At 72.0% G+C, this 14492-nt stretch carries 16 protein-coding genes; 11 read left to right on the top strand and 5 right to left on the bottom strand.

All coding sequences use genetic code 11. The annotated features are described in order from the left end of the window. Positions 1-104 precede the first annotated feature (104 nt). A complete protein-coding gene (locus ABZ477_RS05840; RefSeq protein WP_360129262.1) occupies positions 105-380 on the bottom strand; it encodes a DUF4229 domain-containing protein in 276 nt (91 codons plus the stop codon). Between the two features lie 84 nt (positions 381-464). On the opposite strand from ABZ477_RS05840, the gene ABZ477_RS05835 reads away from it, so the two are divergent. From ABZ477_RS05835 to ABZ477_RS05825, 3 genes are read left to right on the top strand one after another with little or no spacing between them, the layout of a single operon-like run. Beyond that, positions 465-941, top strand: coding sequence for a PLDc N-terminal domain-containing protein (locus ABZ477_RS05835; protein WP_360129259.1), 477 nt, complete (start codon positions 465-467; stop codon positions 939-941). Positions 942-943: 2 nt separating this feature from the next. Beyond that, on the top strand, positions 944-2797 hold the full coding sequence (gene menD, locus ABZ477_RS05830) for a 2-succinyl-5-enolpyruvyl-6-hydroxy-3-cyclohexene-1-carboxylic-acid synthase (protein WP_360129256.1): 1854 nt from the start codon (positions 944-946) through the stop codon (positions 2795-2797). A gap of 55 nt (positions 2798-2852) precedes the next feature. Further along, positions 2853-3716 carry a PPK2 family polyphosphate kinase gene (locus ABZ477_RS05825; protein WP_360129253.1) on the top strand — a complete coding sequence of 288 codons (864 nt, stop codon included), beginning with the start codon at positions 2853-2855 and terminating at the stop codon, positions 3714-3716. Positions 3717-3732: 16 nt separating this feature from the next. Here ABZ477_RS05825 and ABZ477_RS05820 read toward each other — a convergent pair whose 3' ends face one another. Then, complete coding sequence (locus ABZ477_RS05820) at positions 3733-4491, bottom strand: class I SAM-dependent methyltransferase (RefSeq protein ID WP_360129250.1); 759 nt, start codon at positions 4489-4491, stop codon at positions 3733-3735. 138 nt (positions 4492-4629) lie between these two features. Here ABZ477_RS05820 and ABZ477_RS05815 point away from each other — a divergent pair, with 138 nt between their 5' ends. The 4 genes from ABZ477_RS05815 (at position 4630) to ABZ477_RS05800 (ending at position 7845) form a co-directional block, all read left to right on the top strand. Further along, positions 4630-4980, top strand: coding sequence for a PadR family transcriptional regulator (locus tag ABZ477_RS05815; RefSeq protein ID WP_360129247.1), 351 nt, complete (start codon positions 4630-4632; stop codon positions 4978-4980). Continuing rightward, on the top strand, positions 4977-5867 hold the full coding sequence (locus tag ABZ477_RS05810; protein WP_360129244.1) for a permease prefix domain 1-containing protein: 891 nt from the start codon (positions 4977-4979) through the stop codon (positions 5865-5867). The genes ABZ477_RS05815 and ABZ477_RS05810 overlap by 4 nt, the downstream gene beginning before the upstream one ends. A 143-nt stretch (positions 5868-6010) precedes the next feature. Continuing rightward, the gene (locus ABZ477_RS05805; protein WP_360129241.1) at positions 6011-7036 is read left to right on the top strand and encodes an ABC transporter ATP-binding protein; all 1026 of its coding nucleotides are present in this window, start codon (positions 6011-6013) and stop codon (positions 7034-7036) included. Beyond that, positions 7033-7845 (top strand): ABC transporter permease, encoded by an 813-nt coding sequence (locus ABZ477_RS05800; RefSeq protein ID WP_360129238.1) that lies wholly within the window; start codon positions 7033-7035, stop codon positions 7843-7845. Before ABZ477_RS05805 ends, ABZ477_RS05800 begins: the two co-directional genes overlap by 4 nt. Before the next feature lie 283 nt (positions 7846-8128). On the opposite strand, the gene ABZ477_RS05795 is transcribed toward ABZ477_RS05800, so the two are convergent. Both ABZ477_RS05795 and ABZ477_RS05790 read right to left on the bottom strand, forming a co-directional pair. Beyond that, entirely contained in the window at positions 8129-9349 is a 1221-nt protein-coding gene (locus ABZ477_RS05795) for an MFS transporter (RefSeq protein ID WP_360129235.1), read from the bottom strand. Continuing rightward, positions 9346-9924: a metalloregulator ArsR/SmtB family transcription factor gene (locus ABZ477_RS05790; RefSeq protein ID WP_360129232.1), complete on the bottom strand. Its 579-nt coding sequence runs from the start codon at positions 9922-9924 to the stop codon at positions 9346-9348. Before ABZ477_RS05790 ends, ABZ477_RS05795 begins: the two co-directional genes overlap by 4 nt. A 136-nt stretch (positions 9925-10060) precedes the next feature. On the opposite strand from ABZ477_RS05790, the gene ABZ477_RS05785 reads away from it, so the two are divergent. Beyond that, the gene (locus tag ABZ477_RS05785) at positions 10061-10393 is read left to right on the top strand and encodes a hypothetical protein (RefSeq protein WP_360129229.1); all 333 of its coding nucleotides are present in this window, start codon (positions 10061-10063) and stop codon (positions 10391-10393) included. A gap of 78 nt (positions 10394-10471) precedes the next feature. Here ABZ477_RS05785 and ABZ477_RS05780 read toward each other — a convergent pair whose 3' ends face one another. Continuing rightward, positions 10472-11776, bottom strand: a complete 1305-nt coding sequence (locus tag ABZ477_RS05780) for an isochorismate synthase (protein ID WP_360129226.1) — start codon at positions 11774-11776, stop codon at positions 10472-10474. A 204-nt stretch (positions 11777-11980) separates the two neighbouring features. On the opposite strand from ABZ477_RS05780, the gene ABZ477_RS05775 reads away from it, so the two are divergent. The 3 genes from ABZ477_RS05775 to ABZ477_RS05765 all read left to right on the top strand — a co-directional run bounded on the left by ABZ477_RS05775 (position 11981) and on the right by ABZ477_RS05765 (position 14437). After that, on the top strand, positions 11981-12547 hold the full coding sequence (locus ABZ477_RS05775) for a hypothetical protein (RefSeq protein WP_360129224.1): 567 nt from the start codon (positions 11981-11983) through the stop codon (positions 12545-12547). Positions 12548-12556: 9 nt separating this feature from the next. Then, positions 12557-13297 (top strand): class I SAM-dependent methyltransferase, encoded by a 741-nt coding sequence (locus ABZ477_RS05770; protein WP_360129221.1) that lies wholly within the window; start codon positions 12557-12559, stop codon positions 13295-13297. Positions 13298-13381: 84 nt separating this feature from the next. Next, positions 13382-14437, top strand: a complete 1056-nt coding sequence (locus tag ABZ477_RS05765) for a polyprenyl synthetase family protein (RefSeq protein ID WP_360129218.1) — start codon at positions 13382-13384, stop codon at positions 14435-14437. Positions 14438-14492: the final 55 nt, after the last annotated feature.

The following is a 14492-nucleotide window of genomic DNA, read 5'->3' as shown; positions in this document are numbered from 1 at the left end:
GAGGGCCCTTCGACAAGCTCGGGAACCGCGCTCCAGCGAGGCGAAACGCGTGCCCACGGCGCACGCACCGGGCCGGTCCCGCGCCCTCGCCCGACGACCGAGCGTCAGCGGTCGTCGTCCGCGTCGGCCGCGGCATCCTCCGCGTCTTCGTCCGTGCGGGCGCGGCGCGTGCGCTCGCGGCGCTCGGCCAGGCCGGACGAGACCTCGTCGAGCGGCCGGCGCAGGAACAGGAGCGAGAGGCTCAGGCCGATGAGCGCCGCGAACAGGGCCGCCAGCCAGTACAGCTCCTGGAACACGGGGAACAGCATGAGGATGCCGAACGGGACCAGGAACGCGAGCAGCCGCATCACGGTGTAGAAGACGGCGGAGCGGGCTTTCACCACCTCATCCTAAGTTGGCTACCACGGCGTTGCCGTTCTGTCACGACCCAGGCCATGTCCAGTTCACGCGCCTAGGATGGGACTGTGCCTCGGGTGCTGCTGATTCTGGCCCTGGTGGCGACCGCCTTCTGGGTGTTCACCATCGTCGATTGCGCTGTGCAGCCCGCGACGCGGCACCGTGGCGTGAGCAAGCCCATCTGGGTGCTCATCGTCGTGCTGCTCCCCGTGCTGGGCGGCATCATGTGGCTCGTCGTCGGTCGCACGCGAGCCAGCGCCGTGCAGGCCCGCCGCGCTCCGGACGACGACCCCGAGTTCCTCGGCCGCATCGGCTCGCTCAGCGACCAGGACGAGCGCATCCGCCGCCTCGAGGAGGAGCTCGCGCAGCTCGACGCCGAGGACGACGATCCGCGCTGGACCGACCCGGGCGGTCCCGCCCCGAAGGGAAAGCCCGCGCCGCCCGAGACCGCGACCGGTTCGGGCACGCCGCCCGAGCCGACCGGGCGCGGCGGCACGCCCGACGCCGACGACGACAACCGCGGTCAGCGCGGCGTCGCCGGCTGACCGTGGATCCCGAAGCCGACGGCGAGCGCGCCGTCGCGACTCCCGACGAGCCCGACGCGCGCCTTGATCCGTCTCCGGCGACCGATGCCGCCGCGGCTCTCCTGGGCGCGCTCGTCGACGAGGGAGTCCGCCACATCGTCCTGAGCCCCGGCTCCCGCTCCCAATCGCTCGCACTCGTGGCCGCCGAGCTGGAGCGGCGCGGCATCCTTTCGCTGCACGTCCGCGTGGACGAGCGCGTCGCGGCCTTCACGGCCCTCGGGATCGCGCGCGAGACGCGGATGCCGGCAGCCGTCGTCTGCACCTCGGGCACGGCCGTCGCGAACCTCCTGCCCGCCTCCCTCGAGGCGCACCACGCCGGCGTCCCTCTCCTGCTGCTCACCGCCGACCGCCCGCCGGAGCTTCGGGGCGTCGGGGCGAATCAGACCACGCGCCAGCCGGGCATGTTCTCACCGAGCGTGCGGTTCGAGGCCGACCTCCCCGTTCCGGAGCGGACGGATGCCGAGGGGGACGGCGAGCAGAGCCTCATGCTGCGCCGGGTCGCGGTCGAGGCCGTCGCCGCGGCGCTCGGGGCCGGCACCCGCTCGCCGGGGCCCGTTCACCTGAACCTGCCCTTCCGAGAGCCGCTCGCAGGCGATCTGCCGGGCTGGCTCACGACACCGATCGTCGAACTCACCGTCGAGCCCGAGCCCGACCTCGACGCCGCACCCGTCGAGCCCGAGTCCGAGGTCGATCCGTCCGGGGCCCTCTACCAAGGCGGTGGCGGGATCGGCGAGGCGGATCTGCCCATCGAGCCGGAGGAGCGTCCGTTCCTGCTCCCGCGACGACCGCGGACCGTCGTCGTCGCGGGCGCCGATGCGGGGCCGGAGGCCGAGGCCCTCGCCCACGCGGGGGGCTGGCCGCTCATCGCCGAGATCGTGAGCGGCGCCCGCTTCGGCCGCAACCTCGTGCACGGCTACCGCGAGCTTCTCGCGGAGCCGGACCTGGGCGGGCGCATCGAGCGGGTCGTGGTCCTCGGGCACCCGACGCTCAGCCGCGAGGCGGCCGCGCTTCTGTCGGATCCGGAGGTCGAGATCCTCGCCGTTCGCGGACCGGGGGAGCCGCTCAACCTCAACGGCTCGACGACGCCCCTCGACACCGTCGGAGTCGAGCGCGGCGAGGCCGATCGCGAGTGGCTCGGACTGTGGATGCGGGCGTCGCGCGCAGCATCCGTCGATCTCTCACCTGCCGCACCCGACGCCGACGGGCTCTCGTCGGGCGTCCCGAGCGAGCGGCTCGGCGCGATCGCGGCCGAGCTGGACGCGATCCGCACGCCGCTGGACCGCGCGACCCTCGTCGACGCCGTGTGGCGGGCGACGTGGCCGCACGACCGCCTCGTCTTCGGCTCTTCCCGTCTCGTGCGCGTCGCCGACGCCCTTCTCGGCGGCAAGAAGGTCCCCGTCCACTCCAACCGCGGCCTCGCCGGCATCGACGGGACCGTCGCGACGGCCTTCGGGATCGCCTTGGCGAGCCAGGCGGACGGGCGAGCCGGGGTCACGCGCGTCGTGCTCGGCGACCTCGCCTTCCTCCACGACGTCGGCGCCCTCCTCCGCGCGAGAGGCGAGGCCGAGCCGCGCATCCAGGTGATCGTCGGCAACGACGCCGGCGGCACGATCTTCGACGGACTCGAGGTCGCCGGCGTCGCCGGAGCCGAAGCCATGGACCGCGTGCTCTACACGCCGCACGACGTCCAGGTCGAGCAGCTCGCGCGCGCGTACGGGTGGGAGTACGAGCGCGTCACGACGCGGACGGCGCTCGACCAGGCGCTGACCTCGGTCGCCGGCGGATGCCGCATCATCGAGGTGCCTTTGCCACGCTGACGACCCGCGATCAAGTGGGTGCGTGGCGCGGTCTGGTCCGCCAGGATGGTGTGCCATGACGGCTGAGAGTCAGAAGTACTGGACAGGGGATCCCGCCGAGCTGCTGCGCGTGGGCAAGGGATTCCGGCTCGACAAGGTCGACCCCTCGTCGACACCCGGCTACGACGGCGGCAAGGCCAAGGGCAAGCGGGACCTCAGCTCGGGCGCCGACGAGCTCGACGAGCTCCAGGAGCGGCTCTATGCCAGAAGCCAGGCCGAGGTCACGAACGCCTCGGTGCTGCTCGTGCTCCAGGCCTTGGACTCGGCCGGCAAGAGCGGCATCATCCGTCACGTCGTGGGCTCGGTCGACCCGCAGGGCATCACGGTGAGCGCCTTCAAGAAGCCCACCGACGAGGAGCTCGCCCACGACTTCCTGTGGCGCATCGAGAAGGCGCTTCCCGAAGCCGGCTACATCGGCGTCTTCGACCGTTCGCATTACGAGGACGTCCTGATCGCACGCGTACGCGAGCTCGCGCCGGCGGACGAGATCGAGCGCCGCTACGACGCCATCAACGAGTTCGAGAAGCGCCTGACCGAGGGCGGCACGCGGATCGTGAAGGTCATGCTGCACATCTCCAGCGACGAGCAGAAGGCGCGGCTCATGCGCCGGCTCGAGCGCCCCGACAAGCACTGGAAGTACAACCCCGGCGACGTCGACGAGCGGATGCTGTGGCCGAAGTACATGGAGGCGTATCAGATCGCGATCGAGCGGACGTCGACGGATGCCGCGCCCTGGCACGTCATCCCGGCCAACCACAAGTGGTACGGCCGCGTCGCGGTGCAGGCGCTCCTCCTCGCGGCCCTCGAAGAGATCGACCCGCAGTGGCCGAAGGCGGACTACGACGTCGAGGCCGAGAAGGCGCGGCTCGCCGCGACCTGAGCGGCTCGGGATGCTGTCACGCCCGCCCGCGGGCGACCCACGCCGCGACGGCGACCGTGAACGGTCCGGCCGGGAAGAGCCCGCGGGCGGCCTCGCGCACGCGCTCGCGCGTCTCGTCGTCGAGCGCCGCGAGCTGCTTTCCTGCGGGTGCGACACCGAGCGTGTACGGCTCCCACCAGTCGTCGAAGCCGTCGAAGGAGCGCGAGACGCTCACCTCGCCCTCGACGACGTCGGTGCAGCCTGCGGCCTCGAGCAGCGTCGCGAGCTGCCCGCGGCCCGCGCCCGCGCGGTCGCTCTCGTCGTCGGCGGATCCCGTCGCTGAGCGGAGCGCCTCGAAGAACCGCGACTGGGGCGCGCGGCCGCCCTCGAAGTCCCACACGCACGCTGCGACGACCCCACCCGGGCGGGTCACGCGCCGCATCTCGCGGAGCCCCTCGAGGGGGTCGGCCATGAAATGGACGACGAGCTGGGCGAGGGTCGCCGAGAAGGCATGGTCGTCGAAGGGGAGCTCCTCGGCGTGGCCCTGGCGGACGTCCACCCACGGGAAGCGCGACGCCATCGCGGCGACGAAGGTCGCGGAGGGCTCGACGGCGGCGACCTCGCTCGCTCCGAACCGCTGCGCGAGCACCGCCGTCAGCGCACCCGTCCCGCTGCCGACGTCGAGGGCGCGGCCGTCGTCGGGCAGCCGCGCGAACTCGGCGAACGCCTCGGCGAGGGGCACGGAGTAGCGGCCCATGAAGTCGTCGTACGCCGTGGCGGGCACCTCGAACGTCATGACGCGAGGTTAGGACGCGGTCGGGCCCACGCGCCAGAGGCTCCGCTCGACGCGCCAGCGGCGAGTGGAGGAGGCGTGGGGACCCGGGTCTGAAAGAGTCTTGTCTCGACAAGTACTGGATGTGATACAGTACTTGTCATGACACAGGACGACGCCTTCGCGGCCGATCTGCTGCGCGGCCACACCGAGACGATCGTGCTCGGCGTGCTGCGGCGCGGCGACCGCTACGGCTTCGAGATCTACAAGACGATCCGCGATGCGACGGGCGGCGACCACGAGATCAAGGAAGCCACGCTCTACGCGACCTACCGCCGCCTCGAGAAGGACGGCCTCGTCGAGTCCTACTGGGGCGACGAGACGCAGGGCGGTCGCCGAAAGTACTACCGGATCACCGACGCCGGCCGCGCCGTCTACGCGGGCAACGTCAAGGCCTGGGTTGCCACCCGGCGCATCATCGACTCTCTCCTCGACGTGAAGGAACAGCAATGAACACCGACATCCACCGCCTTCTCGACGAGGCCTTCCGCGAGGTCGCGATGACGCCCGACGCGCAGGACCTCAAGGAGGAAGTGCGCGCGAACCTCGTCGCCCGCGTCGAGGAGCTCGAGGCGACGGGCGTCGCACCGGCCGACGCCGCGCAGCGCGCGATCGCCGAGCTCGGCGATGTGCGCGATCTCCTGGGGGAGACGGATGCCGCATCCCCCGCCGCGCGGGAGAGCATGGAGGCGCTCGCCCGGCGCCACCGCGTGCGACCGAAGCCCGGCTTCGTCGTGCGGGTCGTCCTGTGGTCGGTCCTCGCGACGGCCGGCCTCGTGATGGGGGTCCTCGGCGGCACAGGCGTCCTTGCGCTGCCGCCCGGGCCGCTCATCGGGCTCGCGGGCCTGTTCGCGACGGGGCTCGGGCTGCTCGTCGGCGACTCCCTGTCGCAGGAGACCACGACGAATCACCCGATGCCGCAGGGGCGCGCCTCGTCCTACGCGCTGGCGACCTTCCTCGGCGCCTATGGCGTCGCGTTCGGGGGACTCGTCGCACTCGGCGCGCTGCCGATGTGGTGCGTCGTGTTCGCGGCGCTCGGGATCGTGGCATCCGTCGTCCTGTTCGCCTTCCTCGGCGCGACGCAGACCAATCGCCACAAGGCATGGACGCGCCAGTCGCACGCCGACCTGCCGCCCAACCGCTTCGAAGAGGAGCCGGAGGCCGCCGCGCGCTTCGGGATCTACACCGCCGTCATCTGGATCGTCGCCTTCGCCGTCGCGGGCGTGCTCATCTTCACCGTCGGCTGGTGGTGGGCGCTGCTCGCGCTGGTCGGCGGCTTCGCGACGATGATGATCCTCCTCGCCCGCATGCTGTTCGCACCCCGCAAGCCGTCGTCCTGACCCCGTCGCGGTGCCGCCGCGACCCTCGGTTCGTCTCCGTAGAACGCCGCGATTTCGGCCCTCGAGGCGCGCATTCGACGGAGACGAACCGGCCGCCGACCGGCGACCACCGAAACCCACGAAGAAGGAAGGGATGCTCCGCCATGCCTGAGAACACCCCGGCGATCGTCGCCGAAGACCTCGTGAAGGTCTACCCCGGTCGCGGGCGCAAGCCCGCCGTCCGAGCCCTCGACGGCCTGGGCTTCACCGTCCCCGCCGGTCGCGTGTTCGGCCTCCTCGGCCCGAACGGCGCCGGCAAGTCGACCACGACGAAGATCCTGACGACGCTGTCGCGCCCCACGAGCGGCACGGCGCGCGTCGACGGCCACGACGTCCTGCGCAGCCCCGACGCGGTGCGCGCGTCGATCGGCTATGTCTCGCAGGGTGCGAGCACGGACCCGCTCCTCACCGCGACCGAGAACCTCGAGATCGCGGCACGACTGCGCGGCATCGGCTCGGTCGACGCGCGCAAGCGCGCCGTGCGCCTGCTCGACGAGTTCGGCCTGGCCGAGGCATCCCGTCGCCCCGTCAGCACGTTCTCCGGCGGCATGCGGCGCCGGCTCGACGTGGCCGCGGCACTCGTGCACGGCCCGCGCGTGCTGTTCCTGGACGAGCCGACGACGGGCCTGGACCCCGAGGCGCGCGCCGCGATGTGGGCCGAGATCCGGCGCCTGTCCGCCGAGGACGCGCTCACCGTCGTGCTCACGACGCACTACATGGAGGAGGCGGACCGCCTCGCCGATGAGCTCCTTCTCGTCAACAACGGGCGCACCGTCGTGCAGGGCACGCCCGCCGAGCTCAAAGCGGCGCTCCACGGCGACTCGCTGCGGGTCTCGCTCATCGAGCCCGATCCGGATGCTGTCCGCGCCGCCGTCGCGCGCGTCCACGGTCTGCGAGACGTCGTGGTCGAGGCATCCGGAACCGTTGGAGTCCTCGCGGCCCGGACCGACGACGCATCGGCCGCCGTCGGAGCCGTCATCGCGGCCCTCGACGCCGAGAGCGTGCGCTTCGGGCAGGTCGCGGCATCCCATCCCACCCTCGACGACGTGTACCTGCACTTCGTCGGTCACACGTTCACCCAGGCGGGTGCGCCCGACGCCGCCGAGATCCGGACAGGAGCGGCAGCATGACCGCCATAGCGCTTCCCACGACCGCCATTCCGGCCCGTTCGGGCTGGTTCACCCAGACGGGGCAGGTGCTGCGCCGCTGGCTCATCTCGAGCTGGCGCCAGGCGTGGGGTCCCGTCATGTCGCTCATCCAGCCCGTCATCTGGATCGCGCTGTTCGGCGCCGTCTTCTCGTCGCTCGGCACGCTGCCGCAGTTCGGCGGCGACGGCTACATCGACTACCTCGTACCGGGCATCCTCATGATGACCGTCCTGTACTCGGGGGCGTGGGCCGGCACGGGCTACATCGACGACATCAACTCCGGCGTCATGGACCAGTACCTCACCTCGCCCATCTCGCGCACGGCGATCATCACTGGACAGCTCGCGCAGCAGCTCATCGTGAACGTGCTGCAGTCGCTCGTGGTCCTCGGCATCGGCTGGCTCACCGGCGCCCGCTATCCGGGCGGGATCGGCGGCGTGGCCGTCGCGCTGGGCGTCGCGACGCTCCTCGCGACGATCTTCTGCTCGATGTCGACGGCGATCGCGCTGACGACCCGCAACCAGATCGCGCTCATCAGCCTTTCGCAGCTCATCGTGCTGCCGGCGACGTTCCTGTCGACCACGATGATGCCCGCCGACCTCATGCCCGAGTGGGTTCAGAACGTCTCGCGCTGGAACCCCATGACGTGGGCGGTCGAGCTCGGTCGCGGCGGGCTGGACGGAGGGTATCCGGATGCCGCATGGCTGCAGGCGGCCGGGCTCGCGGTGCTCGCGGGGCTGGCGTTCGTGTGGTCGGTGAGCGCGATCCGGGCATACCAGCGCTCGATCTGACGGGCTGCCCCCCGGTCGTCGACCGAAGGCTCCTCCCACGCCGCTTCCGGTCGTTGAGCGAGGGAGCGCAGCGACCGAGACGAAACGCCCCGGGCCGACGAGGATCGTCCGTTCGGGGCGTTTCGTCTCGCTCCGCTCGCTCAACGACCGGAGACGCCGCGTTCGGTGGTCGCGGATCCACCGCATTTCGGCGGATGCTGTGGATCTGCGCCAACTGAACGCCCGAGCCGACGCGGGGCCTGTGGTGGTCTCACCGAAGGGCGCGCCTCCGCGACGACCGGGGTCAGAACCCCTTCCAACGGCGACCGAACGACAGGCTCAGGATCGCGGCGAGGTAGGTGGCGCTCGCCAGGACGAGGGTCGTCGTGAGCCCGAGGGTGTCGACCCCGATGCCCGCGAGGAGGCTCCCGAGCGGCATCGCCGCGGTCACGCCGGCCGTGATCGCACCGATCACGCGGGCGCGGATGTCGGGCGGTACGAGGGCGAAGAGCGCCGAGTCGATGAGCGGATTGAGCGGCCCCGCTGCGAGCCCCGAGAGCACGAGGACGACGGCGACCACCGGGAACGGCGGCGCGAGCGCCATCGTCAGGTACGGCGGCACGCCGGTCAGCACGAAGAGCACGACGAAGAGGCCGTGGCGGGGGAGCCGGTCGCCGACGATCCCGTACAGCGCAGCCCCGACGAGCGCGCCGCCCGACATGCACGCGATCATGATGCCGAGCTCGGCTCCGCCGTTGCCGAGACCCTCCGCGTAGACGGGCTTGAGCACCGTGATGCCCGCGATGTCGATCGCGTTGGTCACGACGACGAGGAGGACGACGGCTCGCACGAGCGGCGTCCGCCACACGAAGCGGACGCCCGCGGTGAGGCCGCGCCATCCGCCCGTCTCCTCGCGCTCGTGCTCGTGGGTCGCCAGCGCCATGCGGGGCACGAAGGCGATCGTGAGCACGATCGCGACGGCGAACGCGATGCCGTTGACGATCATGGCGGGTGCCGCGCCCACCGTCGCGATGAGCAGGCCCGCGAGGGCGGCGCCGAGCATCATCGCGGTCCGAGAGACGGTCGCCTGCGCGGCCGCGGCCCGGGGCAGATCGACGCCGGCGAGCTCGGCGAGCTCGGGAAGCTGGCTGAACCGCGCGGATGACCCCGGCGTGTCGAGCAGGTTCGACAGGAACACGAGCACCAGGAGCGCCCACAGGGGGAGCGCATCCAGGGCGGCCAGCGCGGGCACGGCGAGCACCGTCGCACCGCTGGCCGCATCGGCCGCGATGCTCGCGCGGCGGAAGCCCAGGCGGTCGACGACGACCCCGCCCAGCAGGCCCCCCAGGACGAGGGGCAGTGTCGCCGCGACTCCGGCGGCCGCGGCAGCCAGCGGGGTTCCGCCGATGTCGAGCGCGATGAGCGGGATCGCGACCGTCGTGATGGCGTTGCCGGCGCGCGACACGCCGTCGGCGGCGAGGAGCGCCACGAGCGGGGTCCGGCGGGTGGTCGTCGGCGCGCTCATGGCCTGCGGAACGCCGTGTACATGATGCGGACGGGCTGCGACCCGGCCCGGGTTCGATCGCCGGCGCGATCGTGCCAGCGCCGGCCGAGAGCCTCGAGCTCGTCGCGCAGCTCCGCCAGCTCTCCGGCCGTGAGCCACAGCAGGTCGTCGCTCGCCGTCGCGGCGCCGATCCACTCGGCCGGCAGGCCCGCCTCGGCGTCGAGATATGCGAGCTGCTCTGCTGCGTAGCCGTGCACGATGGCGCGGCGGAAGGCGAACCCGGCCTCGCGCTGCGCCGGATCCGCCTGCAGCTGCGCAGGGTCGTAGCTCGTGACCTCGGCCGACGCCCGCCACCACCGCTCCCGGCCGTCGCGCGCGAGCTCGGGCGCCTGCTCCACGAACCCATGCCGCTCGAGCGTCGCGAGGTGGTAGCTGATGGATCCGGATGCTGCTCCCAGCCTCTCGCCGAGCGCGCCGACCGTCAGCGGCCCGTCCGAGCGCAGCATCCCGAGGATCTTCAGCCGCAGCGGGTGTGCCATGGCGCGGAGCGCGGACGGATCCTCGACATGGATCTCGCGGCGCGGAGAGTCGGACATGCGCCCAGCATAGGTCTGCAAGAACTGTTGTGCAAGGAGTCTTGCGTAACGAACCGGATGCTGTCACCCGGCGCGTCGGCGGCGGTCGATGCCGTGGGGCGGCATCCTGAGACCACCCCAACCGGATCGGAGACCCATGCCCACTCAGGAAGCCCTCGACCACCTGCTCGGCCTCGCTCGCGCGGCCGCCGACCGCGGCGACCGCGTGCTTCATCTGCAGGTCGAGGTGGCCACGCTCGCCGGTCAGCAGTCGTCGTGGGGGTCCTCCGGCGCGGGAGTGGTCCAGGACGACACGATCGGCCACTTCCTCTCGTACGTCGAGTCGCTCGGCTGGACCCTCGAGCACACCGGCTACAGCTTCGTCGAGACGGGCTCGTCGACCTCGGGGAAGGTCTTCGGGACGGGTGAAGGGCGCGTCAACCAGGGCCTCGTGGTCGGGTTCTTCACCTTCCGCCGCGCCGCCGCGTAGCCCGACCCGCCGCCCGGCACGACGCCCCAAGGTCCCGGTCGTTGAGCGAGCGAAGCGAGACGAAACGCCCGAGCGCCGCTACGCGAGTGCGTCGACGATCGGCCTGAACTTCACGCGCGTCTCGAGCAGCTCCGTCTCGGGGTCGCTCCCGGCGACGATCCCGGCGCCCGCGTGCGCCACGACGGGGATCGTGTCGCTGTACTCGGCGTAGCGGCGGCTCGGCGCCGCGCCGATCTGCGCGCAGCGCAGCGCGATCGCCCACTCCCCGTTGCCGTTGCCGTCGACCCAGCCGACCGGCCCCGCGTAGCGGCCGCGGTCGAACGGCTCGAGGCGGCGGATCAGCTCGATCGCAGCATCCGTCGGCGTCCCCGCGACCGCCGCCGTGGGGTGCAGCGCCGCGACGAGGTCGAGGGCGGAGGCGTGGTCGGCGAGAGTGCCCGCGACGTCGGTCGCCAGGTGCCAGAGGTTCGGCAGCTCGAGCGCGAACGGCTCTTCGTCGGCGCGGAGCTCCGTCGTGTGCGGCGCGAGCGCCTCGAGCACGCTCTGCACGGCGTAGCGGTGCTCGTCGAGGTCCTTCGCGCTGTGGGCGAGGGCGACGGATGCCTCGGCATCCCCTCCCGCGTCGGTTCCGCGGGGGAACGTCCCGGCGAGCACGCGCGCTGTGACGGAGCCGCCCGACACCGTGACGAGCGTCTCGGGGCTCGCGCCGATGAGGCCGTCGACGGCGAACGTCCAGGTGTCGGGATAGCCCGACGAGAGCGCGCGGATGAGTCGGCGCAGGTCTGCGCCGGCCGGGACCGTGCCGACGAGATCGCGCGCGATCACGACCTTGCCGACCTCGCCCTGGGCGATCGCGTCGAGGGCGAGCCGGACGGCGGCCTGGTATCCCGCGGGATTCAGGGCGCCCGGTCCGAGCGTCGCCGACCAGTAGGGCCCGTACTCGAGCGGCTCGACGGCCGGGTCGTCGAGCTGCGAGACGTTGGAGCGGATGCGCGTGATCCACGCCCGGCCGCCGTGGCGGCCGAGGATCGCCTGGGGCACGAGGAGCCGGCTCGTGGAGCGCGAGCGCGGATCGAAGGCGAGCGCGCCGAACCCGACGAGCCCTGTGCCCGGCAGGCCGAGGGGATCGTCGATCTCGGCGTCGGCGGCGATCGCGCGCCAGGCATCCGCGGGGGAGCGGTCGTCGCCCGCGGCCTCGAGTCCCGGCGTGCCGGCGCCGCCGGCCTCGTAGCCGGCCACCGTCGCGCCGATCCCGATGACGCCGTCGCCGCGGCGCAGCCACGCGAGGGGCGAGCGCGGATCGGCGAACGACAGGAGGTCGCGGTCGGGGTCGACCTCGCGGGTCTCGACCACCAGGCGCGGCGGGCGGGACGGGTCGATCACGTCCTCAAGCCTAGAGTCGAGTCGGGTCAATGCGAACGCAGTCCGCGTTGAGGCGACTCGACTCTAGATTGAGTAGCCCGCGAAGCGTGCGTATCGAAATCCGGTGGATTGAGTAGCCCGCGAAGCGCGCGTATCGAAATCCGGTGGATTGAGTAGCCCGCGAAGCGCGCGTATCGAAATCTGCCGCGCAAATAGACTCGCCCCATGCCCCTCCAATCCCGCCCCGTCAGGCCCGCGCCGGGAACGCGCCTGCTGTTCCGCTGGCGCAAGTGGGACGGCGGACCGCACTGGGTGCACGAGTGCGTGTACCTCGGCGCCGACGAATGGGGTGAGTGGTTCGGCCAGGCCGGCGGCTGGCGCAGCACGCGGCCCGGGCGCGACTTCGGCGTCGAGGTGCCGAACGTGACGCTGCTGCCGCCGACGGGCGACTATGCGGCCACCTTCAACGCCGCCCCGGGCGCGTACCGCGTCTACATCGACATCGCATGGGACCTGCGCTGGGAGGGCGACGAGCCCACCGGCATCGACATGGACCTCGACGTCGTCGACACGCGGGACGGCCGCGGCATCTGGATCGACGACCGCGACGAGTGGGACGAGCACCGCGTCGCCTACGGCTACCCGGCCCACATCGTCGAGCAGCTCGAGGCACTCGCCGTCGGCCTCGAGCGCCGGGTCACGGCGCGCGAGGCGCCGTTCGACGACGCGACCGCGCAGCGGTGGCTCGAGCGGCTCGCCGCCTTCAGCGGACGCACCGAGGCGGGAGCCTAGACTCGACGGGTGACGCCAAGCTCCCCCCACGAGTCCAATCGCGCCGATCTCGGCAAGGATCCGCGGCGCGTGAGCGGCATGTTCGACCAGGTCGCGCCGGGGTACGACCGCACCAACACCGTCCTGAGCATGGGCAACGACCAGCTGTGGCGCATCGCGACGACGCGCGCCGTCGCCCCGCGCCCCGGGCAGCGCATCCTCGACCTCGCGGCCGGGACGGGCGCCTCGAGCGTGAGCCTCGCGCGCAGCGGCGCCGAGGTCGTCGCGGCCGATTTCTCGCCGGGCATGATCGCCGAAGGACGGCGCCGGCATCGCGGCATCCCGAACCTGTCCTTCGTGGAGGCGGATGCCACGGCACTGCCCTTCGCGGACGGCGAGTTCGACGCCGTCACGATGTCGTTCGGACTGCGCAACGTCGACGGTCCGAAGAAGGCGCTCGGCGAGCTGCTCCGCGTCACCAAACCCGGCGGCAGGCTCGTCGTGTGCGAGTTCTCGCACCCGCCGTCGCGCACCTTCAACGGCCTGTATCGCTTCTACAACGACCGCATCCTTCCCGTCGTCGCGAAGACCGTGAGCTCCAACGCCGAGGCGTACGACTACCTCAACGAGTCCATCAAGGACTGGCCCGATCAGCGCACGCTTTCCGCATGGATCCGCGGAGCCGGATGGGCGGATGTCGCCTACCGCAACCTCTCGTTCGGCATCGTCGCGCTCCACCGGGCGCGCAAGCCGTCCGACGCCGGTCGTTGAGCGACACTTCGACTCGGTCCGCTCGCTCAGCGTCGGTCTGCGCGAGACGAAACGCCTCCGACGACCGAACGATAGGCTGATCTCGTGACTCCCTCAGCTCCGGGCTCGCGTCTTGCGAGCAAGCTGGGCCTCACCGATCGCATCTTCGCGGGTCCTCGGTCTCGCCGTCTGCTCGCGACGGTCGAGGCAGGGCTCGAGCGCGTCGACGACCAGCTGCGCGAAGAGCTCCGCGTGACGGACTCGCTCGCCGACGCGACGAGCCGCTACCTGTACGAGGCCGGCGGCAAGCGCGTGCGGCCCATGCTCGCGCTGCTCGCAGCGCAGCTCGGCGACGGCACGACCGACGAGGTCGTGCAGGGCGCGACGGCCCTCGAGATGACGCATCTCGGCTCGCTGTACCACGACGACGTCATGGACGCGGCAGACAAGCGTCGCGGGGTTCCGAGCGCGCACGCGGTGTGGGGCAACAGCATCGCGATCCTCACCGGCGATCTCCTCTTCTCGCGCGCGAGCCAGATCATGTCGCGGCACGGCGACCGGGCGATCCGACTGCAGTCCGACACGTTCGAGCGACTCGTCCTCGGCCAGATGCATGAGACGGTCGGCCCGCAGGAGGGCGACGACCCCGTCGAGTTCTACCTGCAGGTGCTCTCCGACAAGACCGGTTCGCTCATCGCCGCCGCGGCGCAGGCCGGCGTCATCTTCAGCGGCGCGCCCGAGGAGTACGAGCAGCCGATCTTCGAGTTCGGCGACAAGGCCGGTGTGGCCTTCCAGCTCCTCGACGACGTCATCGACCTCTCGCCCGACCCCGACGAGACCGGCAAGGTCCCCGGCACCGACCTGCGCGCGGGCGTGCCGACGATGCCGTACCTGCTCCTGTCGCAACGCGAGGACGCGGCATCCGTCGCGCTGCGCGCGCAGATCGACGAGGGTGTCGCGCGGATCGCCGAGGGCGCCGACCCGGCGCTCCTGGACGAGCCGCTCGCGGCCCTCCGCGAGCACGAGGCCACGCGGGCGACGCTCGACCTCGCGAACGCCTGGTCGCTCGAGGCGATCGAGGCGCTCGACCCGATCCCGGACGGCCCCGTGCGCGAGGCGCTCACGCGATTCGCCCAGGCCGTCGCCGATCGCTCCAGCTGACCCGGCCGGCCGCGCCCGGATGCCTGGGCGGGCGCCTTGCCGAGCACCCGAAAGG

The organism is Microbacterium sp. NPDC019599, from assembly GCF_040632175.1.
GTDB lineage: Bacteria > Actinomycetota > Actinomycetes > Actinomycetales > Microbacteriaceae > Microbacterium.
This window is presented reverse-complemented; position numbering and strand designations above follow the sequence as displayed.

Excerpts from the sequence above, each read along its gene's own strand:
- ABZ477_RS05825 (WP_360129253.1), top strand. The coding sequence starts at position 2,853 with ATGACGGCTGAGAGTCAGAAGTACTGGACAGGGGATCCCGCCGAGCTG.
- ABZ477_RS05820 (WP_360129250.1), bottom strand. The coding sequence starts at position 4,491 with ATGACGTTCGAGGTGCCCGCCACGGCGTACGACGACTTCATGGGCCGC.
- ABZ477_RS05815 (WP_360129247.1), top strand. The coding sequence starts at position 4,630 with ATGACACAGGACGACGCCTTCGCGGCCGATCTGCTGCGCGGCCACACC.
- ABZ477_RS05810 (WP_360129244.1), top strand. The coding sequence starts at position 4,977 with ATGAACACCGACATCCACCGCCTTCTCGACGAGGCCTTCCGCGAGGTC.
- ABZ477_RS05805 (WP_360129241.1), top strand. The coding sequence starts at position 6,011 with ATGCCTGAGAACACCCCGGCGATCGTCGCCGAAGACCTCGTGAAGGTC.
- ABZ477_RS05800 (WP_360129238.1), top strand. The coding sequence starts at position 7,033 with ATGACCGCCATAGCGCTTCCCACGACCGCCATTCCGGCCCGTTCGGGC.
- ABZ477_RS05795 (WP_360129235.1), bottom strand. The coding sequence starts at position 9,349 with ATGAGCGCGCCGACGACCACCCGCCGGACCCCGCTCGTGGCGCTCCTC.
- ABZ477_RS05790 (WP_360129232.1), bottom strand. The coding sequence starts at position 9,924 with ATGTCCGACTCTCCGCGCCGCGAGATCCATGTCGAGGATCCGTCCGCG.
- ABZ477_RS05785 (WP_360129229.1), top strand. The coding sequence starts at position 10,061 with ATGCCCACTCAGGAAGCCCTCGACCACCTGCTCGGCCTCGCTCGCGCG.
- ABZ477_RS05775 (WP_360129224.1), top strand. The coding sequence starts at position 11,981 with ATGCCCCTCCAATCCCGCCCCGTCAGGCCCGCGCCGGGAACGCGCCTG.